Source organism: Streptomyces sp. NPDC055103, assembly GCF_053607625.1.
Genome location: NZ_JBSGTX010000064.1, coordinates 19,688 through 41,012 on the forward strand (window position 1 = coordinate 19,688; position 21,325 = coordinate 41,012).

The 21,325-nt window shown below is 73.7% G+C and carries 17 protein-coding genes and 4 pseudogenes; 9 read left to right on the top strand and 12 right to left on the bottom strand.

Annotated features, from left to right (window positions below):
• The first annotated feature begins 1 nt into the window (after nucleotide 1).
• Both ACWFR1_RS31210 and ACWFR1_RS31215 read left to right on the top strand, forming a co-directional pair.
• Nucleotides 2-364, top strand: a complete 363-nt coding sequence (locus ACWFR1_RS31210; protein WP_453557129.1) for a DUF1304 domain-containing protein — start codon at nucleotides 2-4, stop codon at nucleotides 362-364.
• A gap of 23 nt (nucleotides 365-387) precedes the next feature.
• Nucleotides 388-981, top strand: coding sequence for a TetR/AcrR family transcriptional regulator (locus ACWFR1_RS31215; RefSeq protein ID WP_453557168.1), 594 nt, complete (start codon nucleotides 388-390; stop codon nucleotides 979-981).
• Between the two features lie 75 nt (nucleotides 982-1,056).
• Here ACWFR1_RS31215 and ACWFR1_RS31220 read toward each other — a convergent pair whose 3' ends face one another.
• Nucleotides 1,057-4,062, bottom strand: a complete 3,006-nt coding sequence (locus ACWFR1_RS31220; RefSeq protein ID WP_453557131.1) for a carbohydrate binding domain-containing protein — start codon at nucleotides 4,060-4,062, stop codon at nucleotides 1,057-1,059.
• 220 nt (nucleotides 4,063-4,282) lie between these two features.
• Nucleotides 4,283-4,627, bottom strand: a pseudogene (locus ACWFR1_RS31225) (MarR family winged helix-turn-helix transcriptional regulator); the annotation flags it as partial.
• On the opposite strand from ACWFR1_RS31225, the pseudogene ACWFR1_RS31230 reads away from it, so the two are divergent.
• Nucleotides 4,624-5,637, top strand: a pseudogene (locus ACWFR1_RS31230) (MFS transporter); the annotation flags it as partial. The pseudogenes ACWFR1_RS31225 and ACWFR1_RS31230 overlap by 4 nt on opposite strands.
• 60 nt (nucleotides 5,638-5,697) lie before the next feature.
• Here the strand turns inward: ACWFR1_RS31230 and ACWFR1_RS31235 are convergent.
• On the bottom strand, nucleotides 5,698-6,522 hold the full coding sequence (locus ACWFR1_RS31235; RefSeq protein ID WP_453557132.1) for a VOC family protein: 825 nt from the start codon (nucleotides 6,520-6,522) through the stop codon (nucleotides 5,698-5,700).
• Between the two features lie 144 nt (nucleotides 6,523-6,666).
• Between ACWFR1_RS31235 and ACWFR1_RS31240 the strand changes: the two genes are divergently transcribed.
• Nucleotides 6,667-7,296 carry a GNAT family N-acetyltransferase gene (locus tag ACWFR1_RS31240; RefSeq protein ID WP_453557134.1) on the top strand — a complete coding sequence of 210 codons (630 nt, stop codon included), beginning with the start codon at nucleotides 6,667-6,669 and terminating at the stop codon, nucleotides 7,294-7,296.
• Nucleotides 7,297-7,392: 96 nt separating this feature from the next.
• Nucleotides 7,393-7,587 carry a hypothetical protein gene (locus tag ACWFR1_RS31245; RefSeq protein ID WP_453557136.1) on the top strand — a complete coding sequence of 65 codons (195 nt, stop codon included), beginning with the start codon at nucleotides 7,393-7,395 and terminating at the stop codon, nucleotides 7,585-7,587.
• Between the two features lie 394 nt (nucleotides 7,588-7,981).
• Here the strand turns inward: ACWFR1_RS31245 and ACWFR1_RS31250 are convergent.
• From ACWFR1_RS31250 to ACWFR1_RS31260, 3 genes and pseudogenes are all read right to left on the bottom strand, one after another.
• Nucleotides 7,982-8,128, bottom strand: a pseudogene (locus ACWFR1_RS31250) (hypothetical protein); the annotation flags it as partial.
• A 199-nt stretch (nucleotides 8,129-8,327) separates the two neighbouring features.
• Nucleotides 8,328-8,459: pseudogene (locus ACWFR1_RS31255) on the bottom strand (hypothetical protein); the annotation flags it as partial.
• 15 nt (nucleotides 8,460-8,474) lie between these two features.
• Nucleotides 8,475-9,515 carry a helix-turn-helix domain-containing protein gene (locus ACWFR1_RS31260; RefSeq protein WP_453557138.1) on the bottom strand — a complete coding sequence of 347 codons (1,041 nt, stop codon included), beginning with the start codon at nucleotides 9,513-9,515 and terminating at the stop codon, nucleotides 8,475-8,477.
• Nucleotides 9,516-9,652: 137 nt separating this feature from the next.
• Here ACWFR1_RS31260 and ACWFR1_RS31265 point away from each other — a divergent pair, with 137 nt between their 5' ends.
• Nucleotides 9,653-11,188, top strand: a complete 1,536-nt coding sequence (locus ACWFR1_RS31265; RefSeq protein ID WP_453557140.1) for an alpha/beta fold hydrolase — start codon at nucleotides 9,653-9,655, stop codon at nucleotides 11,186-11,188.
• A 106-nt stretch (nucleotides 11,189-11,294) separates the two neighbouring features.
• On the opposite strand, the gene ACWFR1_RS31270 is transcribed toward ACWFR1_RS31265, so the two are convergent.
• Genes ACWFR1_RS31270 through ACWFR1_RS31290 form a run of 5 tightly spaced genes read right to left on the bottom strand, consistent with a single transcriptional unit; the run spans nucleotide 11,295 to nucleotide 16,564 of the window.
• The gene (locus ACWFR1_RS31270) at nucleotides 11,295-12,101 is read right to left on the bottom strand and encodes an ABC transporter ATP-binding protein (RefSeq protein WP_453557142.1); all 807 of its coding nucleotides are present in this window, start codon (nucleotides 12,099-12,101) and stop codon (nucleotides 11,295-11,297) included.
• Entirely contained in the window at nucleotides 12,098-13,102 is a 1,005-nt protein-coding gene (locus ACWFR1_RS31275; RefSeq protein WP_453557144.1) for an ABC transporter ATP-binding protein, read from the bottom strand. Before ACWFR1_RS31275 ends, ACWFR1_RS31270 begins: the two co-directional genes overlap by 4 nt.
• 5 nt (nucleotides 13,103-13,107) lie before the next feature.
• Nucleotides 13,108-13,977, bottom strand: a complete 870-nt coding sequence (locus ACWFR1_RS31280; protein ID WP_453557146.1) for an ABC transporter permease — start codon at nucleotides 13,975-13,977, stop codon at nucleotides 13,108-13,110.
• Entirely contained in the window at nucleotides 13,974-14,927 is a 954-nt protein-coding gene (locus ACWFR1_RS31285; RefSeq protein ID WP_453557148.1) for an ABC transporter permease, read from the bottom strand. The genes ACWFR1_RS31280 and ACWFR1_RS31285 overlap by 4 nt, the downstream gene beginning before the upstream one ends.
• A complete protein-coding gene (locus ACWFR1_RS31290; RefSeq protein ID WP_453557150.1) occupies nucleotides 14,927-16,564 on the bottom strand; it encodes an ABC transporter substrate-binding protein in 1,638 nt (545 codons plus the stop codon). The genes ACWFR1_RS31285 and ACWFR1_RS31290 overlap by 1 nt, the downstream gene beginning before the upstream one ends.
• A 131-nt stretch (nucleotides 16,565-16,695) precedes the next feature.
• On the opposite strand from ACWFR1_RS31290, the gene ACWFR1_RS31295 reads away from it, so the two are divergent.
• Nucleotides 16,696-17,889, top strand: a complete 1,194-nt coding sequence (locus ACWFR1_RS31295; RefSeq protein WP_453557152.1) for a LacI family DNA-binding transcriptional regulator — start codon at nucleotides 16,696-16,698, stop codon at nucleotides 17,887-17,889.
• 21 nt (nucleotides 17,890-17,910) lie between these two features.
• On the opposite strand, the gene ACWFR1_RS31300 is transcribed toward ACWFR1_RS31295, so the two are convergent.
• Nucleotides 17,911-19,545 (bottom strand): amidohydrolase, encoded by a 1,635-nt coding sequence (locus tag ACWFR1_RS31300; protein ID WP_453557170.1) that lies wholly within the window; start codon nucleotides 19,543-19,545, stop codon nucleotides 17,911-17,913.
• Nucleotides 19,546-19,640: 95 nt separating this feature from the next.
• Between ACWFR1_RS31300 and ACWFR1_RS31305 the strand changes: the two genes are divergently transcribed.
• Together ACWFR1_RS31305 and ACWFR1_RS31310 are read left to right on the top strand one after the other, a co-directional pair.
• Nucleotides 19,641-20,357 (top strand): TetR/AcrR family transcriptional regulator, encoded by a 717-nt coding sequence (locus ACWFR1_RS31305; RefSeq protein WP_453557154.1) that lies wholly within the window; start codon nucleotides 19,641-19,643, stop codon nucleotides 20,355-20,357.
• On the top strand, nucleotides 20,350-21,261 hold the full coding sequence (locus ACWFR1_RS31310; RefSeq protein WP_453557156.1) for a DUF4232 domain-containing protein: 912 nt from the start codon (nucleotides 20,350-20,352) through the stop codon (nucleotides 21,259-21,261). Before ACWFR1_RS31305 ends, ACWFR1_RS31310 begins: the two co-directional genes overlap by 8 nt.
• The last annotated feature ends 64 nt before the right edge of the window (nucleotides 21,262-21,325 follow it).

Sequence of the window (21,325 nt, forward strand, 5' to 3'; positions counted from 1 at the left end):
GATGGAGACGACGGCGAACGTGCTGGTGGGCCTGGTGGCCGCCCTGCACGCGTACATCCTGGTTCTCGAGATGTTCCTGTGGGAGCGGAAGCCGGGCCGCGCACTGTCCGGCTTCGACGCGGACATGGCCCGTGCCACCGCCTCCCTCGCCGCCAACCAGGGCCTCTACAACGGCTTCCTGTCCGCCGGCCTCGTCTGGGGTCTGATCGCCGACGATCCGACCGGGTTCAGGGTCACGGTCTTCTTCCTGGTCTGCGTGGTCGTCGCGGGTCTGTACGGCGGTGCCACCGCGAACCGCCGCATCCTCGTCGCCCAGGCGCTGCCCGGTGCGCTGGCCCTCGGCGCCGTACTGCTGAGCCGGTGACCGCGATACCGGGCGACGGCGCGATGCCGGGGGGCCCGGCGTCGCGGGGGCGGGAGCCGGGGGATCCCCGGGCCGCGCGCACCAGGGCCAAGCTGCGCCGGGCGCTCCTCGACGAGTGCGCGGAGCGTCCCCTGGCGGAGGTCACCACCGCCGCGCTGGTCCGCAGGGCCGGGGTCGGCCGTGCCACCTTCTACGTCCACTACGCCGACCTGGAGGCGCTCGCCGTCGACGCCTGCGCCGATGTCGTCCGGGACGCGGTGGACGCCCTGCACGCCTGGCGCGGGGTCCCCGACCCGGCGGTCCCGCCGCCCGCGCTGATCGCCTTCTTCGAAGACCTCACCCCGCACGCCCCGCTCTACCGGGCCCTGTTGAGCCCGGGCGGCGGCGGGCCGCTCGGCCGTGTGCTCCATCACGACCTGCGGGCCCGCAGCCTCGCCGAGCGTTCCCTGGTCGGTGCCCCCGAGCCGGAACTGATCGCCTCGGCCGTGGCGGCGACCTTCGCGGGAGTCCTGGCCGACTGGCTGCACGGACTCGTCGAGGGCACCCCCGCCGGGATGTCCGGGCGGGTCTGGCTCCTTCTCGTCACCCTGCACCGCACGCCCCTGCGCGAGGCGTGAGGCGGGAGTGACCGTGCGGGGCGGGTGTCGCCGTACGGGGCGGGTGCGGGTGACCCCCGCCCCGCACGGTGTCCGCTACTTCAGGTACGGGCCCGGCGTGCCGATCCTGCCGGGGCCGTTCAGGACGTAGACCCGCAGATTGCCCTTGCCGGGTGCGGAGACCGAGAGCGTTCCGCCGCTGACGGTCTTCACGTCGCCGGTGACGGCGTCGGTGTACGTGCCGTTCGGGATGCCGGTGTACGTGGCGCCGCCCGAGACGGTGACCAGGGCGAAGCTGTCCGTACTCCCGCTGGTGTAGCGGCGCTTGAACGCCATGCCGCCCGAGATGCCCTCGGTGGAGTACTGCCCCGTCTGCAGTGCGGGGATCGCCCGGCGGATCTGGTTGAGCCGCTGCACGTGCCGCACCAGGGGCTGCTGGAGGGTGGTGGCGACGGCGCCGGAGGCCGAGGAGACCTGGGAGAAGTCGGAGGCCGTGACGGAGCCGGCGACATGGTCGCCGAAGTACGCGCGGCCGGTGGTGGCGAGCGGGCAGGACGGCCCGCAGTCGATCTTCTTGCCCTTCTGGAACTCGATCTCGGAGCCGTAGTACAGCGTCGGGATGCCGCGGAAGGTCCACATCAGGGACATGTTCTCGGCCCAGGCGTCGGTGCCGCCGGTGTAGCGCTCGCTCGACTTGTTGGGGCCGTAGTCGTGGCTGTCGACGTAGACGACGTTGTAGGTGGCGTCGTGGTAACTGTCGTCCGAGTCCTTGCCGTTGGAGAAGGCGTTGTACGCGTCGCCGAAGTTCATGTGCATGCGCATGTCGATGACGTTCATGCCGGAGAAGCGGCTGTTGTCGGGGGCGTGGTAGGCGTTCCCGTTCAGGAAGGCGTTGGTCGAGGTGGGCTGGTTGCCCGTGCCCTGCTGCTGCTCGTAGTCGTACATCTCCAGGGCGGCCTTGGCGTCGTCGGCGTCGTACTCCTTGCGCTCCTTCCAGGTGTAGAACTGCGCCGAGTGGTTCACCGAGCCGCGGTTCCACTTGTCGTTGACGAAGGCCGCGACCTCGCCGAAGACGAAGAAGTTCTTCGCGGCCTCGGCGCCGTGACGCTGCGTCACCCGGTCCTGGATCGCGGGCAGGAAGCGGCGGTTCCAGGTGGTGCGGGGGATGTGCACGGCGGTGTCGACGCGGAATCCGTCGACGCCCATGTCGATGTACTTGTTGTAGGCGCCGATCAAGTAGTTCTGGACGGCGGGGGATTCGGTGTTGAAGTCGGCGAGGTCCTCGTGGAGCCAGCAGGAACGCGAGTCCTCACCCTCCCAGTTGCCGATCCAGCACTGGTGGAAGAGGTCCTTCGGGAACATGCCGGACGTGGGGCTCGGCCACTGGCAGTTGTAGACGGTGTAGCCCTCGGCGCTCTTCCCGCCCGTGGGCTTGCCCCAGTTCAGGCAGGTGTTTCCGGTCGGCTCGGCCGTCGACCACAGGTCGCCGTTGTAGTACGACTTCCCGGACTTGGCGTCGACCGTCAGGCCGTCGTACTCGAAGCCGGGCTGCTTCTCGTCGTAGTACCAGCTCCACTGGCTGTCCCGGACGCCGTACACGGTGGGTGTGAACAGGCCCTTCGCACCCCAGCGGGAGGAGTGGTTGTAGACGACGTCCTGGTAGATCTTCATGCCCTTGGCGTGGGCGGCGTCGATCAGGTCCTGGTAGGAGGCTCCGGCGGACTCCAGGCGCGGGTCGACCTTGTAGAAGTCGTAGCCGTGGTAGCCGTGGTAGTCGTAGTCCGAGCGGTTGAGGACCACCGGCGTGACCCATATCGCCGAGAAGCCGAGGCCCTTGACGTAGTCCAGCTTCTGGATGAGGCCCTTGAAGTCGCCCCGGAACATGGGGTCGTCGTTGGCCGCGTTGCCGGACTTGGTGTGCTGGCTGCCCCCGCGGTTGTTCGACGGGTCGCCGTCGTGGAACCGGGCGGTGAGGACGAAGTAGATCGGGTCCTTGCGCGGGTCCGTGCCGAGCGGCTTCCCGGTGGCGGGGGTCTGCGGCCTGTCGCCGGTGGTGGCGGTCGCGGCGGCGGAGGCGGCGGAGACGTTCCCTGCGGCGTCCACGGCCTTCACCGTGTAGCTGTACGTGGTCCGTTCGGCGAGGCCCGTGTCGGAGAAGACGGTCGAGCCGACGTCGGTCACGACCGTGCCGGCACTGCCGCCGACCCGGGTGACCTGGTACTTCGTCACCCCGCGGTCGTCGGTGGCGGGGTCCCAGGTGAGGAGGACGGAGATGCCGTCCGCCGCGGCAGTGACGCGCGCGGGAGCCGTCGGGGCCTGGGTGTCGGGTACGGCGGCGGCGCACGGATCCGTCGCGCCGGCCGTCACCACGTTGTTCCGTACGGTGCTGACGCCCGTACCGATGGTGTAGTCGGAGCCCCGGTTGTTGTCCCAGGTGCCGTTGCCGTTGTTGAACGCGGCCTTGAGGGCGGTGGCCGTCCCGAGGTCGACCTCGCGCTTCCACCAGCCCGTGCACGCAGCCGTCATGCCGACGCCCGGGGCGGTCGTCCAGGCACCGCCGACGGGCTGGTAGTGGAGGTTGACGGTGGACCAGCCGAGCGCCTCGGTCGAGTAGTAGACCGTGGCCTTGGCGCCGGCCGACGGGGTGGGCGTCGGTGTCGGGGTCGGCTCCGTTCCCGCGCAGGGGTCGGAGTGGGCGACGACGCCGTCCTTGACGGTGACGGCGCCGGTGCCGAGGGCGTAGTTCTTGCCGCCGTTGTTGTCCCACGTACCGGTGCCGTTGTTGAAGGTGGCCTGCAGGCCGGTGGCCGTGCCGAGGGTGACGGTCTTCTTCACCCAGTCCGTGCAGGCGGCCTCCATGGCGACGCCGGGGACGGTCGTCCAGGAACCGCCGTCGGGCGCGTAATGCAGGTTGTACGCGGTCCAGTTCCGGGTCTTCGTCCAGTAGAAGACCGTGGCCGTGTTCTCGGCGGCGGCCGCGACCGGCGCGGTGCGGGGGGAGGTCCCGCCGGGGGGCGCGGCGACCACCAGGCCGAGGACGCCGGCGGCGGCCGCCAGTGCGGCGACCGGGCGGGCCGGCAGCCGTCTGCGGGTGCGAGTCATCTGAATCTCCAGGCAGGGCCGCCGCGTCACCGGTCGGAGCTCGGGCCCGGACGGGCGGCGAACCTCTTTGGAAACGCAGTCGGAAACTTTCAGAAACATCTTGCGTGGGCTGGAAGTTACCGCCGCGCGGCCCGCCCGTAAAGGGATCCGACGGAAGCGGGGCCCGCGGCCGGATCGGCCACGGGCCCCGCAGGGGTGGGTGTGAGGAGCGGATTCCCCGTCAGGGGCGGGGCCAGGGGCGGCCCTCCAGGCGCTCGATGTCGCGGTTGAAGCGTTCGAGGAAGCCGGCGAAACGGGCCACGTCCTCGGGCGACCAGTGCTCCATGACCCGCTCAAGGCCCTCGATGTTCGCGGTCCGGTCGGCGTCGAGGCGCCGCTCGCCCTCCTCCGTGATGCGGAACTTGCGGGCGATGCCGCCGTCGGGGTCGGGGATGCGCTCGACGACCCCGGCGCGGAGCATGGCGGCGGTCTGCCGGTTGAGCGTGGAGGCGTCGAGGCCGAAGGCCTCGCTGAGCTGCCCGATGGACATCGGCCCGTGCACGCGGATGCGGCTCAGCAGGAGCCGCCGCCGTCGCCGAGAACGCCAGCTGGCGCGTGCTGTTCTGGGTCGCCGCCGCCTTCAGCGTCCTCGTCGGCCTGCTCATCTGGCGCGTCGTGCCCGCCGGACCGCGCAACCCCGCCCCCGGCCGCTTCGACGTGCCCGGCGCCCTCGGCCTCGGCGCCGGACTCGTCGCCCTGCTGCTCGCCGTCTCCAAGGGCGCGACCTGGGGCTGGGGCAGCGGCACCACCCTCGGCCTCTTCGCCGGCTCGGCGATCGTCCTGTTCGCCTGGGGCGCGTGGGAGCTGCGCACCCGCGACCCGCTCGTCGACCTGCGGGTCACCGCCCGCCCCGTCGTCCTCCTGACCAACGCGGCCTCGGTCCTCGTCGGCTTCGCCATGTACGCGCAGTCGCTGGTCGTCCCGCAGCTGCTCCAGCTGCCCGAGGCCACCGGCTACGGACTCGGCCAGTCGATGAGGGCGATGGGACTCTGGATGGCCCCGGCCGGCCTGATGATGATGGTCCTGGCCCCGCTCGGCGCCAAGCTCTCCGCCGCCCGCGGGCCCAAGGTCACCCTCGCCCTCGGCGCCCTGGTCATCTCCGCCGGATACGCCTCCTCGCTCGCGCTGATGGGCTCCACCTGGGGCCTGCTCGTCGTGACGCTCATCTGCAACACCGGAGTGGGGCTCGCCTACGGAGCGATGCCGGCGCTCATCATGGGCGCCGTGCCGCAGGAGGAGACCGCCTCGGCCAACAGCTTCAACACCCTGATGCGCTCCATCGGCACCTCCGCCTCCGCCGCCGTCATCGGTGTCGCCCTCGCCCAGATGACCACCACGCTCGGCGGACACGTCCTGCCTTCCGAGGACGGCTTCCGCGCCGCCATGACGATCGGCGCCGGAGTCGGCCTCGTGGCCGCGGTCGTCGCCGCGCTCATCCCGGCCAAGCCCCCGGCCGCCGCGGCTGACGGGACGGCCGGCGGCGAGTCCGGGCCCGCCACCGAAGAGGGAACCACCTCGCGCGCCGCCCTGCGGTAGCCCGCACCACCCGGCCTTACGCCGGCCCCGACGGTCACTCAGCCGTGACCGCCGGGGCTCCTACGGCCTGTCCTCCTCCGTCGGCGCGTCCAGGGTGAACAGCGCGCCGTCCGGGTCCCGCACCACCACGCGATGCTCGTCGGCGCCCTCAGGAGAGCGGACGCCGCCCCACTCGCCGCCCGGCACCACCGACCCGCCGTGCTTCACGACGGCGGCCGTCGCCGCCTCCAGATCGGGCACCCGGAACCGTACGAGCCAGCGCGGACGCAGCTGCGGCCGCGCCGAGGCGGACTCGACGGGCCCGCTGTTCAGCCGCGCGACGGCCTCGCCGTGCCACCGCAGCACCACCTGGTCCTGCTCGTACGAGACCTCGACGCCCGCCGGGTTCCCGTCCGCCCAGCCGAGCACCCCGCCGTAGAACACCGCCGCGTCGAACGCGTCCCGCGTATGCAGTTCCAGCCATGCCGGCGCCGTCCGCTCGCCGACGCGCCAGCGCGAGATCAGCCGCCCCTCCCACACGGCGAACGCGGCGCCCTCCTGGTCCGTCGCCAGCGCCGCACGCCCCCGGGGCGGAAAGGCGACCGGCCCCACACCGACCGTGCCGCCACGCTCCCGGATCCGCGCCACCGCCGCGTCCGCGTCGTCCACGGCGAAGAACGCCGTCCACGCCACCGGCACCGCCATCGCGGAGGCCACCGCCGCGATCCCGGCCACCGGCACCCCGTCCCGCTCGCCGACCGCGTACTCGTCACCGAGAGCGCCCCGGCGGAACGTCCACCCCAGCACCGCCCCGTAGAAACGCTCCGCCGCGTCGAGGTCCCGCGCGGCCAGATTCAGCCAGCAAGGCGCGCCCACTGCCTCCGCGCTCACCGTCACCCACACCATCTCCTCGGTCCACCGTTCAACGCGGGTCGCCCGACACCGCCCCGCGCCCCTTCCCCGCCTGACGGCCTCGCATGCGCGCGTTCACCCATGTGCCGCCGATCACCACGCACCCGAGTGCGCCGACCCGCCGGATATCGTCCGATCATGAGCACATCGCAGGCCGTCCCGCAGGTCACCCTCGTGGAAACCCCCGCCCACGGCGCCGCCGCCCTGCTGCTGCGCCCGTGGACGCACGAGGACGCCGACGCGCTCGTACGCCACCACGCCGACGTGCTGCTCCGCACCTGGCTCGTCACCCATCTGGACACTGTGGGCCAGGCCGAGGCCTGGGTGGACGCCCAGCGCCGGGGCTGGGAGGCGGGGACCCGGGCCGCGTTCGCCGTAGTCGAGAACAGGCCGGACGGACCGAACGGATCGGACGGGCGGGCCGGCTCTTCCGTACCCGTCGGCCACATCGCGCTCTCGACCACCGACACCGACGGGGCACCCGTACGGGTCGGCTACTGGACCGCCGCCGAGGCCCGCGGACGCCGGATCGCGTCCCGGGCCCTGACCCTCGTCTCCCGATGGGCGGTGGGCGAGGGCGGTCCGTTCGCTGGACGGCCCCTGGAACTCGTGCACGCCGTCGGCAACGAAGGTTCCTGCCGTACGGCCCTCGGCTGCGGCTTCCCCCTCACCGGCACCCTCCCCGTCGACCCGCCGGCCCGGCTCCGCGCCCAGCACCTCCACACCGCGACGGATCAGGGAGCGGCGCGCGCCACACGGGCGGCGTAGGCACGGACGTCGGCGTCGCGGGCGTCAGCCGCCGCGGCGAGGGCGGCACGGGCCGCCGGCACGGCCCCGTGCGGGAGCACGGAGAGGACGGCGGCCTTGCGGACGTCGGCGTTCTGGTCGGCGAGCGCCCCCGCGAGCGCGGTAACGGCCGGCGCGGGCGGCGCGGCCCGCAGGGCGGTCGCCGCACCGGCTCGGACCTGCCAGGCGGTGTCGGCGAGCGCCGCCGCCGCGGCCGCCGCGTACTCCGGCGGGCAGCCCGTACCCGCGAGCGCGGCCAGCGCGGCCCCTTGACCAGCGGGTCGTGGTCGTCGAGCAGCGGTTCCGGGGCGGGAGCCCGCACAGCGGCGAGACCGCGGGCCACCGCGACCCGCACCTCGCGGGCCGGATCGGCGGCGGCCCCGCGAGTTCCTCGACCGCGTCGATCGAGACCAGGGCCCGGACGGCCTGGATACGGACCTCGGCGTCGGGGTCGCCGAGCGAGGCCGCGTACAGCGTCGGCGTCGCCGAGCCGCCGGGCCCGCAGGACGTCGAGCGCCGCGCCGCGCACGGCCGGGTCGGGCACGCCGAGCGCCTCGCGCAGACCCGCCGCGAGCAGCGGCTCGGCGGGCAGCACCTCCACCAGCTCCCGCAGGGCGGCCGAGGCGGCGGCCCGCACCTGCGGCGCCGCGTCCCCCAGATGCGCCGCGAGCGCCGGTCCCGCCCCGGCCGGGGCGGTCTCCCCGAGCGCGGTGACGGCGGCCGCCCGGACCGCGGGGTCGGCGTCGTCGAGGTAGGGCCGGAGCGCCGCCAGATCGGGGGACTCCTCGACGAGCGCGAGGAGGCGCAGCAGGATGAGGTGCGGCGCGGGGCGGCGGCGACATAGGCCGGACCCGGCGCCTCGGCCGAGGCATGCGCAGCCGCCGTCGCGGCCCGGCGGGACGTCGGGACACCGTCCCGTGGACCGGCTGTCGCCACCGGCACGAGCGCGACCTCGCCGAGCGGCCGCTCGGGACCGGCCGGGGCGTGAACTCCGCCACCGGCATCACGTACGGCTCGACCGGACGCGCCGTGAACTCCATAGCACCGGAAGGGGATTTGCGCAGGTCGAGGTGGTGCAGCCAGCCCTGGTCGTCCCGCTCCGGATGGTCGAGACGCTCGTGGTAGAGCCCCCACCGCGACTCGGTCCTGGCGGGGGCCCGTCAGGCGGCCCTGGCCTCGACCTCGGCGTACAGGGCGACGGAGAGGTGATGGTGGAGGGCGCCGAGGACCGGCTCGCCCGGGCCGAAGAGGCCGGTGGCGAGCTTCCAGTAGCGGCGGATCACGGGACCGTCGTGCCGGGCGAGCGGACCGAGGAGACGGCGCCGGAAGGCGGGGGTGTCGGGGACGCCGCTCGCGTGGGCGTAGGCGGAGACGAAGCAGTCGAGCGCCTCGCCGTACCTGCGAACATCCCCGTATCCGAGGGCCTTGCCGTACCCGAGGAAATCCCCGTCCCCGAGGACATCGCCGTACGCGGGCGCCTCGCCGTACCCGTGCGGCGCCTCGCCGTATCCCCGCGCAGCCTCGCCGGGTACGGTCGTCGCGGAGGCGGCCAGCGCGTACGCCTCGGCCAGCCCCTCGTACAGCACCTCCGGCTTGTACTCCCCGTCCGGCAGCGGTGGCGCCGGCCGGAGTTCCGGCCGGTCGAGGCGCGGATCCGTGACCAGCTCGTGCAGCCTGGCGAAGGCCAGTACCTGCGCGGGGCTCGGCTCCCTCGGGGGCTGCGGCACGACGGAGTCGAGGACCGTCGACAGGGTCCGGGCCGGCAGGCGGACCGGCAGCGTCCGCCGCCAGAACCGCGCCAGGGCACCGGTGCCGGGCGGGAGGGTCACGGCGCCGAGCAGCCGCAGGCGCTCGGCGCGTTCCCCGGGCACGCAGTCCCGGACCAGCCGCAGGGACGCCTCGCGCCAGCGCAGCGCGGCCAGTTGGGAGTCCACCTCGCGCAACTGCCCGGAGACGACCTCCTCCAGGGCCTCGTCCCGGTCGAGGGCCCGCTCGACCTCCGGCACCGGCAGGTCGAGCGCGCGCAGCGAACGGATCAGCCGCAGCCGGTCAAGGGCCTCGGGCCCGTACCGCCGATGCCCGCCGGAACTGCGCCCCGCCTCGGGCAACAGGCCCCGGTCGGAGTAGAAACGCACGGTCTTCACGGTGGCACCCGCCCGCTCGGCGAGCTCGCCGATGGTCCACAGGCCGTCGGACACCACGCGTCGCACCTTCCTCGGGGGATGCGTACACCCTCGCACATGCCCGGAGCGCAGGGGCGAGCGCTCCTTGAATCTCCCCCAGGGGGAGTTCCTAACGTGACCGCGACGCATCGCCCAGAAGTCGCGAGGAGACGATCATGACGACGTTCGTGCTGGTGCCGGGCCCCTTCACCGGGGGCTGGGTGTGGGAGGAGACGGCCGAACGGCTCCGGGAGGCGGGCGCCGAGGCGCACTCGGTGACGCTCACCGGCATGGGCGACCGTCGCGGCGAGGCCGGGCCCGGTACGGGTCTGGAGACGCACGTCCAGGACCTGGTGCGGCTGGTCGACGGGCTCGGCGCTGCCGAGGTCGTCCTCGTGGGCCACGGCTACGGCCTTCATCCCGTCTTCGGCACCGCCGACCGGCGTCCCGAGCGCGTCGCCCGGATCGTCGCGCTCGACACCCCGCTCCCGATGAACTGGGAGGCCGCCGTCCGCTCCGTACCCGACCCGGAGGTCCGGGCGCGCCTTGCGGCACCGACCGGGACGGCCGGGGACGGCGGGCCCGTACCGCCGCCGACGCGCGACACCTGGCCGCGCTGGGGCAGCACCGAGGGTGTCCCCTCCGAAGCGCTGGACCGTCTGGAGCGGCTCGCCGCCCCGCAGCCGCCGGGCACGCTCACCCAGCCCCTGCGTCTGACCGGCGCGGCCTCCGCCCTGCCGGTCACCGGCGTCCTCTGCACGGCCAACGGATCGAGCGTCGACCTGGTGCGGATGCTGGTGGAATCGGGCCCGCCGCAGTTCCGGGCACTCGCCGACACCGGGACGCGCTTCCTCGAACTGGCCACCGGGCACTGGCCGATGCTCTCCGCACCCCGTGAGCTCGCGGAGACGCTGCTCCGCGCGGCGGCCGGAGAGGGCCACCGGGTGACCGCCCCCGAGCGCGCCCACGAACCGGGGCCGCCGACGCACCTCCTGCCGTTCCTCCTGGACGTCCCCGAGGCGCCGCGCGAGCGGCGGGGACGGATCGACCTCCACCTGCCGGCGACCGGCGAGGACGGAGAGCGCCCGCGGCCCGCCGTGGTCTTCGTCCACGGCGGGCCGATCGCTCCCGACCAGCGGCCCACCCCGCGCGACACACCGTTCTTCCTCGGATACGGCCGCTACGCGGCGAGCCTCGGCGTCGTCGGCGTGACCCTGGACCACCGGCTGCACGGCCTCGCCGACTACCCGCGGGCCGCCGAGGACCTCGCCGAGGCCGTCGCTCTCGTCCGCGCGGACCCGCGCGTGGACGGGGACCGCGTCGCCCTCTGGTTCTTCTCCACCGGCGGACTGCTCGCGGCGGACTGGCTCGCCGCGCCCCCGCCGTGGCTGCGGTGCGTGGCGGCGAACTACCCCGCCCTCGCGCCGCTGCCCGGCTGGGGCGCGGTGGAGGCCCGCTTCAGCCCGGTCGACGTGCTCCGCCCGGAGCCGGGCGGGCCGCCGGTCGTCCTCACCCGGGCCGGTCGCGAACACCCCGCCTTCGCGACGACGGTCCAGCACTTCCTGGACGCCGCCGCGAAGAACGGGGTGGAGGTCGAACTCGTCGACGTGCCGCGGGGCCACCACAGTTTCGAACTGGTCGACCCCACCGACGCCTCCCGCGCCGCCGTGGAACGGGCGATGCGCTCCGTCCTCGGGCACCTCCGCGCGTGACACCGGGGCGGGGGAGCGACGGAGGGTGGCAGGACCCGCAGACGCGTCACCCGCCCGTGCTACGCCTTCCCGTGCCGCACCTTCCCGTGCCGCACCTTCCCGCGCGTCACCCGCCCGCGGAGAACCCGCCGCGGCGGGGCACCGAGTCCAGGAGGAGCCGGGTGTACGGGTGTTCAGGGGACTCCAGTACGCGTGAGGTCGCACCGGCCTCCACGACCTGACCGGACTTGAGGACCATCACCTCGTCCGCGATGTGCCGGACGACGGCCAGGTCGTGGGTGACGAACAGGTAGCCGATGCCCGAGCCGCGGCGGATCGTGGCGAGGAGTTCGAGGATCTGCGCCTGGATCGACACGTCGAGCGCGGCGACGGCCTCGTCGAGGACGAGGACCCGTGGCCGTACGGCGAGGGCGCGGGCGATCGCCACGCGCTGCCGCTGGCCGCCGGACAGCCCGCGGGGGAGCGCCGAGGCCTCGCGGGTGCCGAGCCCGACCTGGTCGAGGAGCTCGGAGACCCGGGCCGCGCGGGCGGTCCCGTCGAGACCGGTGTGGAGGCGGAGCACCTCGTCGAGGCAGCCGGAGACCGTGATCCGGGGGTCCAGCGAGAGGTACGGGTCCTGGAAGACCATCTGGATCTCCCGGGCCCTGGCGAGCCGTTCCGCCCGGCCCCGTGGCCGGGCGGAACGGTCCCGGCCGTCCAGGCGGACGGTGCCGCCGTCCGGGCGCTCCAGACCGACGAGCATCCGGACCGTGGTGGTCTTGCCGCTGCCGGACTCGCCGACGATCGCGAGCGAGGACCCGGGGGCCAGGGAGAAGGACACGCCGTCGACGGCCGTGTGGTCCCCGTACGTCTTGCGCAGGCCCTCGACGACCAGCCCCTCGACGACCGGTGCCTTCGTTGCTGAGACGGTCACAGCGTGATCCCTTCGTCGGCGCGGTGGCAGGCGGCGAGTCCGTCGCCGTGCCGGGCGAGGACCGGCTTCTCCTGGGAGCAGCGCGGCACGGCGTGGGCGCAGCGCGCGGCGAAGGCGCAACCCGGCGGCGTCTCGGCCAGGGAGACGGGACGTCCCGGGATGGGCCGGGGCGCGAGGGCGCCCGGGGCGATGCTCGGCGTGCAGCCGAGCAGGCCCGCCGTGTACGGGTGGCGCGGCCGGTCGAACAGCTCGTCGGTGCCGCGTGTCTCCACGATCCGGCCCGCGTACATCACGTACACCCGGTCGCAGACGGCGGCGGCCAGTTCGAGGTCGTGGGTGACGAAGAGCATGCCCGTGCCGCGCTCGGCCCGCAGCCGGGTCAGGATGCGGATGATCTCCGCCTGGGTGGTGACGTCCAGGGCGGTGGTCGGCTCGTCGGCGACGAGCAGCGCCGGCTCGGAGGCGAGCGCCGCGGCGATGACGACGCGCTGGAGCATGCCCCCGGAGAACTCGTGCGGCCGACGGCGCAGGGCGCCCTTCGGGTCGCGGATCCCGACCGCTTCGAGGAGCTCCAGGGCCCGCGCGGTCGCCGCGGCGGGCGGGGTGCCGGCCGCGCGCAGCCCCTCGGTGAGGAAGTCGCCGACGCGGCGGAGCGGGTTCACGGAGGCCCGCGGGTCCTGGTAGACCATGGAGACCTGCCGGGCGCGCAGCCCGGCCAGCTCCGCGCGGTTCATGGTGAGGACGTCCCGGCCGGCGACCCGGACCGCGCCGGTGGTGCGCGCGCCCCCGGGCAGCAGCCCGAGGACGCTGCGGCAGGCCACCGACTTGCCGGAGCCGGACTCGCCGACCAGGCCCACGCTCTCCCCGGCGCCGACCCGCAGGCTGACGCCGTCGAGGATCGGCCGCCCGGCGCGGCCCTCGGGCAGCCGGACGTCGAGGCCTTCGATCTCCAGGATCGGGGCCTTGGCCCGTGCTCCCGCCTGATGCCGCTGTTCGTTCATGCCGTTCACCGCTCACGCTTCGCGATCCGGTCGGCGAGCCCCTCGCCGACGATGCCGAACGCCACCACGGCGAGCACGATGCACGCGGAGGGCGCGAGGGCGGGCAGCATCGCCCCCTGCTGCACGGCCGACTGGCCTTCGTTGATCATGGCGCCCCAGTCGGCGGTCGGCGGCTGCACACCGAAGCCCAGGTAGGAGAGCGCCGCGAGGTCCATCAGCGCGTACCCGAAGTTCATCGCGGACTGGGCGAAGACCGTCGGGGCGATGTTCGGCAGCAGGTGGCGCAGACAGACGGTCCACCCGGACCAGCCCTGCACGCGGTAGGCCTCGATGTACGGGCGGGCCTTCTCCTGGCGCGCGATGCCGCGCACAAGCCGGCCCACGTACGGGGTGTACGCGACGGCCATGGCGATCACCGGCGCGGTCATCCCGGAGCCGACGACGGTCACGAGCAGGATGGCCAGGAGCAGGCCGGGGATCGCGAAGACCATGTCCATCGACCGGGACAGGAGCGTGTCCGCCCAGCCGCCCCGCCAGGCCGCGACGACACCGATCAGGGTGCCGAGCAGAGTGGAGACGGCGACGACGAGCAGCGGTCCGAGGAGTCCGGTGCGGGCGCCGTGGAGCAGTCGCGACAGGATGTCGCGCCCGGACTGGTCGGTGCCGAGGAGGTGGTCGGCGCTGGTCCCGACGAGGCTCGACGAGAGGTCGAGGGCCTCGGGGTCGTACGGGGCGATTACGGGGGCGAGGAGGGCGACCAGGACGAGGGCGACGAGCACCGCGACCGAGACGGTGAAGAGGGGCCCCTGGCCGAGGACGCGCAGCCGGCGGATGCCGGGCCTGCGGTACGGCGCCGGGGTGATGGTGGTGGTCATGAGGAGCCTTCCCCGTGGAGCGACAGCCGGGGGTCGATGAGGGGCGCGAGCAGGTCGACGGCGAGGTTCACGAGGACGAAGGCGGCCACGCTGAGCAGGGTGATCGCCTGCACGACCGAGAAGTCCTGGGCCGTCACCGACGACACGAGCAGGGAGCCGAGCCCGGGCACGTCGAAGGCGGTCTCGACGATCGCGGTGCTGATGAGCAGACCGGCGAGCATCGTGCCGCCGACGGTGACGACCGGACCCAGGGCGTTGCGCAGGACGTGCCGGCGGACCACGGTCCGCCCGGCGACGCCGCGGGCACGCGCCACCTCGACGTGCTCGCGGCCGAGCTCGTCGAGCATCGCCGAGCGGGTGACCCGGGCGAGCAGTCCCGCGAAGGTCATCGCCAGGGCGAAGGCCGGCAGGGTCAGGTGGTACAGCTGCTGGGAGAAGCCCACCGGGGTGCCGCCGGGGCCGGGGAACCAGCCCAGCTGCACCGAGAAGACCGAGACGAGCGCGATGGCGGTGACGAAGGACGGGGTCGCCGTGGCGACACCGGTGCCGATGAGCACCGTACGGTCCAGCGGGCCGGGGCGCAGCGCGGCGAGGATGCCGGAGCCCACGCCGATGAGGGCGACGAGCAGCGCCGCGTACGCGACGAGCAGGGCCGTGCCGGAAAGACGGGAGCCGATGAGGTCGGTCACGTCCTGGTGGAACTGGGCGGAGGTGCCGAAGTCGCCCTGGAGGACGCCGCCGAGCCACTTCGCGTACTGGACGGCCAGCGGGTCGTCCAGGTGGTACTCGGAGCGCAGGGCCGCCACGGCCTCGGGCGTCGCGGGGCGGCCGTGGAGCAGGAAGGTCACCGGGTCGCCGGGGGCCAGGTGGAGGGAGCCGAAGACCACGAGCGAGGTCACGAACAGCACCGCCACCAGCCCGAGGAGCCGGCCGACGAGGTATCGGGTCATTACTGTGCGGCCCCGATCGTCGCGGCCCACGGGTAGTACAGCTGGGCGATGCCGGTGGGGGCACCGGTGATGCGCTTGCCGAGGAAGACCGAGTAGGGCGCCTCGTACACGGGGATGATCGGCAGTTCGCGGATCGCGATCTTCTGGAGCTCGGCGGTCTTCTCCGCGCGCTTGGCCGGGTCGGGCTCCGAGTTGGCGCGGTCGAAGGCGACGTCGTACTCGGCGTCCGACCAGTTGCCGTAGTTTCCGAAGTCCCCGGTGCGGAGGTACTGGTAGAACTCCAGCGGGTCGGGCGTGTTGTCGTACCCGTTGGTGATGACCAGGTCGAGGCCGGTGCGCGCGTTCGGGTCGACGAAGATGCTGCTGTACGCCTCGGGGGCGACCGACTTCAGCTTGACGTCGAGGCCGATCTGTCGGCCGGCGGCCTGGACGGCGTTGGCGACGACGCTGATCTCGGGCGCGAGGGTGCTGGTGACCAGAGTGATGGTGCGGCCGGTGGCCCCGGCCTCCTGGACGAGCTTCTTCGCGGCGGCGATGTCGTACGCGGGCTCGGGCAGCGTGTCGTAGAGCGAGGCGGTCTTGTCCGGGAGGAGGGCCCAGGCACCGCGCGCGGCGGGAGCCTTGGCGGGGACACCGACGCCACCAGCGGCGGCCTTGATGATGTTCTTCCGGTCGAGCGCCATGGAGAGGGCCTGGCGGACCTTGAGGTTGCCCAGGGGGCCGCGGAAGTCGAGGACGGCGAGGTCCGCGGCGGCGGTGTTCGGGCCGAAGAGGACCGAGCCCTTGCCGCTGGAGCGCAGCTGCTCCAGCGAGGACGAGGGCACCAGGTACCCGCCGTCGGCGGTGCCGGAGAGGAAGGCGCTCGTACGGGCCGCCGGGTCCTCGATGAAGGTGAACTTGACGGACTCGGACTTGGGGGAGAGCTTCGTGTCCCAGTACGCGGCGTGCTTCTTGAGCGTGATGCCCGAGCCGGCGTCCCACTTGTCGAGGGCGAAGGGACCGGTGCAGTTCACGCCGCCCTTGGGGGTGCCGTAGTCCTTGCCGGCCTTGGCCAGGTAGGCGGCGCTCTCGATGGTGCCGGGGGAGGCGGCCATCAGCTCGTGCAGGAGGACGTCGGCCTTGCCGAGGCGGAGGGTGACCTCCAGCGGGCCGGTCTTCTCGATGGTGTCGACGTTCTTGAAGGCCGAGCCCCAGGGAGAGCCGGTCTCCGGGTTCATCTGGCGCTTGAGGGAGGCGACGACGTCGTCGGCGGTCATCGTCGTGCCGTCGTGGAACTTCACCCCGGAGCGCAGGGTGTAGACCAGCGTGCGCGGGTCGGGCTGCTTGTACGAGACGGCGAGACCGGGCTCGATCTTCATGTCGGGCGTGACCCGGAAGAGCTGCTCGCAGACGTTCGCGAGCACGGTGTTCGGCGGGTAGTCGTACGCGAGGGCGTAGTCGAGCGTGTACGGCTCGGCGTACAGGGACCAGGTGAACGAGTCCAGGGTGCCCTTCGCGGGCGGCGAGGTCGGGGTGACCTCGTAGCCGGCCCCGCCGCCGGGGGCGGCCTGGGGCTTCGTGGCGCCGGAACAGGCGGCGGTCGTGGCGGCGAGGGCGGCGGTACAGGTGAGGAGCGCGATGGTTCTCGACATGCGCATGCAGACCCACCCCTTTACGGGTGTAGTGACGGGCGCTGGGGGGATGGAGCGAGTATTAGTGCGGGAACGTTCCCGCACAAGGTCCTGCGGGAACGGTTTTGCAAAGGTCAGGGGGGTGGCAACATCGCTCCATGACCTCTGGATCACGGCACGGCGGGCAGCGCGCAGCACCCACCCCGCGCGTCCGTCTCGTCGACGTCGCCCGCGAGGCGGGCCTGTCCAAGACGACCGTCTCGGCGGCTCTCAACGACACCGGGAGGCTCTCTCCCGAAGTGCGGGAGAAGGCCCGTGAGACCGCGCGCAGAATGGGCTACCGACCCAACGCCGCCGCGCGCCAACTACGCGCGGGGCGAGCCAAGTTGATCGGGTACGTGGTGGGCGAAATGGCCGACGCGCCCTCGGTGTTCCTGGACTCGCCGTACTTCGCCCGGCTGACCGGGGCCACGGCGGCGACCGCGCTGCGAAGCGGCTACGCCATGGTCCTGCTGCCCACCGGTTCGTTGCAGAGCGAGTGGGCCGGTCTGCCGCTCGACGCGGTGGTCGTGACCGACCCCGGTGCCGACGACCGGATCGTCGACGACATGATCGCCGCCGGGATCCCCGTCTTCAGCGACCGCTCCGTGGAGGGGCGGCCCGGGGCCTACTGGGTGGACGTCGACGCGAGCGCCGCCGTCCGCACGGCCTTGGACCACTTCCTGGAGCAGGGCGCCCGGAGGCCGGTCCTCGTCGTACCCGACAGCACCACCCGCTTCCACGCCGAGGTCTTCGCCGCCCACCGGGAGTGGTGCGCGGAGCACGGCCTGCCGGAGCGGGTCGTCCGGGTCGCGGAACACGGGAACGGACCGGTGGTCCGCGCCGTCGAGACCGCCCTGACGGGAGTCCCGGCGGCCGAGGAGGACGACCGGCCCGACGGCGAGGACCGGCCCGATGACGGAGTCCGGCCGGCCGGCGGAGACCGATCCGACGGCGGGGTACGGCCCGTCGGCGGAAACCGGCCCTACGGTGGCGGCCGATCCGGCGGCGGAGACCGGCCCGACGCCCTTCTCGTCGTCGCCGAGGCGAGCCCGCCCCTCGTCCTGGAGGCGGCGCGTCGCCACGGTTACGACGTACCCGGCGATCTGCTCCTCGTCTGTGTGAGCGAGGACGTCACGGCCGAGCACACCGAGCCGCCCGTGACCACCCTGAGCCTGCGGCCCGAGGCGATCGCGGAGGCGGGCATCGACCATCTGGTGACGGTCCTGGAGCACGACCGCCGGGAGCCGGCCGGGACACTCGTCCCGACCCGCCTCGACGTCCGCGCGTCCTCGGTGCGGAAGCACGACTAGACCCGACCTTGCCCGGCGCCGTCAGCTCGCGTGGACGAGCTTGCCGCCGACGTAGGTCCGCTCCACGCGGGCCTGCCCGATCTCCTCGGGCGGGCCCGTGAGGATGTCGCGGTCCAGGACCACGAGGTCGGCGAGGTTCCCGGGGCGCAGGCTGCCCGCGTCGTCGAGACCGTTCACGTGCGCGGTGCCGGCGGTGTAGGCGGCCAGCGCCGTCGGGAGGTCGAGCCGCTGCTCGGGGTAGAAGACCGGCGCGTCGGCGGACTCGGGGTCCCGGCGGTTCACGGCCACGTGGATGCCCGCGATCGGGTCGGGGCTGCTGACGGGCCAGTCGCTGCCGGCGGCGAGCGTGGCCCCCGCGCGGACGAGATCGCCGAAGGGGTACTGCCAGGCGGAGCGCTCCGTGCCGAGGAACGGGATGGTCAGCTCGTCCATCTGCGGCTCGTGGGCCGCCCACAGGGGCTGGATGTTGGCGATGGCGCCGAGCGCGGCGAACCGGGCCAGGTCGCTGGGGTGGACGACCTGGAGGTGCGCGAGGTGGTGACGGTTGCCGCGGCGACCGTTGACCCCCATGGCCGCCTCGATCGCGTCGAGCGCCTCCCGGACGGCCCGGTCGCCCAGGGCGTGGAAGTGGACCTGGAAGTCGAGGGCGTCGAGCTCGGTCACGTACCCGCGCAGCGCGTCCGGGTCGACGAAGCTCAGCCCGGAGTTGGCGGTGGCGCAGCCGCAGCCGTCCAGGTACGGGGTCGTCATGGCGGCGGTGAAGTTCTCCGCGACACCGTCCTGCATGATCTTGACGGAGGTCGCGCGGAACCGGCTGGCGTTCAGCTTCGCGCGCCGCGCGACCAGCTCGGGGATCTGCTCGGCGCCACGCTCGCGGTCCCACCACAGGGCCCCGGTCACCCGGGCGGTGAGTGTGCCGTCGAGCGCGGCCGTCAGATAGGCGTCGGACGGGTCGGGCTGCCCGTGGAACTCGCCGAGCATCGCGTCCTGCCAGCCGGTGACACCGAGGGAGTGCAGCAGCGACTGGGCGCGGTAGAGCCCGGCGAGGCGGTCCGCGTCCGACATCGGCGGCTCCAGGTGGCCGACGAGGCCGGCGGCGCCCTCCTGGAGCATGCCGCTCGGGGTGCCGTCCGCCTCCCGCTCGATGCGGCCGTCGGCGGGGTCGGGGGTGTCGGCGGTGAGCCCCGCCAGCTCCAGCGCCCGGGTGTTCGCCCAGGCGCCGTGGTGGTCACGGTTCGACAGCAGGACCGGCCGGTCAGGGACGACCGAGTCGAGCAGCTGCCGGGTCGGCAGGCCGCCCTCGAAGCTCTCCATCGACCAGCCGCCGCCGGAGATCCACTCACGGTCAGGGTTGGCGTCCGCGTACTCCCGGACCAGCCGCAGGTACTCGTCGACGTCGACGGTCCCCGACAGGTCGCACTGGGCCAGCTCGGCCCCGGCGAACACCGCGTGGACGTGCGCGTCCTGGAAGCCCGGGAGCAGCAGCTTCCCCGTCAGGTCGACGACCTCGGTGTCCGGGCCGATGAGCTCGCGCACCTCGTCGTGGCCGACGGCGGCGATCCGGTCGCCGACGACGGCGAGCGAGGTGGCCCGGGTGCGGGCGGGGTCCACCGTGAAGACGGGACCGCGGGTGAAGACCAGATCGGCCTTGGCCATGCGCATGCTCCAGAACGTGAGGCGGCGGGGTGGTTGGCGCTATGGAAGCGGCAAGGCTGTTTACACGTCAATGGTGTTGACGTAAGGTCCCGGCCATGTCCGAACGCGTGGTCCCCGAAGGCAGCCGACAACGCCGCCGCCCCACCAAGCAGGGCGCCGTGCTCTCGGAGCAGCTGATCGTCGACACGGCGCTCCGCCTGGTCGCCCAGCACGGCGCCGAAGCCCTGTCGGTACGGAGGCTGGGCGCCGCGCTCGGCTCCGACCCCAGTGCGCTCTACCGCTACTTCCGCAACACCGACGCCCTCCTCCTCGCGATCGCGGACGAGCTCATCGGCCGCGCGCAGGAGGGCTGGACGGCCACGGGGGACTGGCGGACGGACCTCTGGACCATGGGCCTGCGGGTCCACGCCTGCTACCTCTCCCATCCGCAGGCCGCGGTCCTCGGCGCGTACCGCACGACCGGCCGGCACCACGAGACCCAGGCCGTCGAGCGGATCCTCGGCATCCTCCGTACGGGAGGCTTCCCGGACCCCCTCGCGGTGCGGATCTACCACGCCTTCGTCGACCAGGCCCTCGCCTTCGCCGCCCAGGACGCCGCCGCGGCTGCCCTGCCGCCCGCCGCCCGGGAGGGGGACGAAGCGGTCTGGCAGTCGGTGTACGGCAGACTGTCGCCGGACACCCATCCGAACATCGCCGCGACCTACCCGCTCCTCGCAGCCGACATGCGGGACAGCGGCTACCCCTTCGCCCTGGAGCTGATGCTCAGCGCGGTGGCGGCACTGCGCCCCCAGGAGGCCGCCCCGCATGCGTAGAGCCACTCTCCCCGCCGCCGTCGCCGGCCTGCTGCTGCTCACGGCCTGCGGCACGGAGCAGCCGGCGGCCGGCCCGGCGGCGCCGTCCGCCACGGCGGCGGGGTGCGCGGCCAGGCCCGGTGACGGCGCGACCGTGGACGGGGTCACCGTCACGGGGACCGGGGCGGGCGCGGGCACAGGGACGAGCACGGCGAGCCCCAGGCCCGGTGGACTCCAGCCCTGTGCGGAGTACACGGTCACCGGCGAGGAGACCGAGCCCTTCACGTTCACGATCGTCTTCGCGTTCCTGTCGGAGACCGGCAAGGCGCTGGCGACCACCGAGGAGACGGTCCCGGCCGTCGCCCCTGGCAGGACCGTCCGACGCACCGTCACCGCCACCGACGTGCCCCCGGACGCGGCCGGCGGCGCCGGAAGCGTCCGGATCCTGAAGGTCAGGAGCGTCCCGACCGCCGAGGCCCCCTCCGAGGCGGGCCCCTGCCCGCCCTCGGGCGTGCGCGTGTACGCCGACGACGGCGACGCCGCCATGGGGCTGCGGGTCGTCGGCCTCCACCTGGAGAACTGCGGGACCGCGCCCTACGCGCTGAACGGCTTCCCCCGCGTCGCGCTCGCCGACGAGGACCGCGGACCCGTCCGTGGAGTGCGACTCGTCCAGGGCGGCGAGGGCATCGCCGGCGGCACCGGAGCCGAGGGCCCGGCGCGGCCGCTCGTGCTCGCGCCCGGCGAGCGCGCCCACGCCGGCCTGGTCTGGCGCAACACCACCGAGGCCGGCGATCCCGTGAACGCCCCCTACGCCCGCGTGTGGGCCAAGCCCGGCGCCGCCCCGGTCATGGTGACGCCCGAACTCGACCTCGGCACGACGGGGCGGCTCGGCGTCGGCCCCTGGAAGAAGGACGGGACGCGCTGACGCCTGAGGGACGGGACGCGCTGACGCTTGAAGGGCGGACGCGCTGACGCCTGAGGGACGGGAC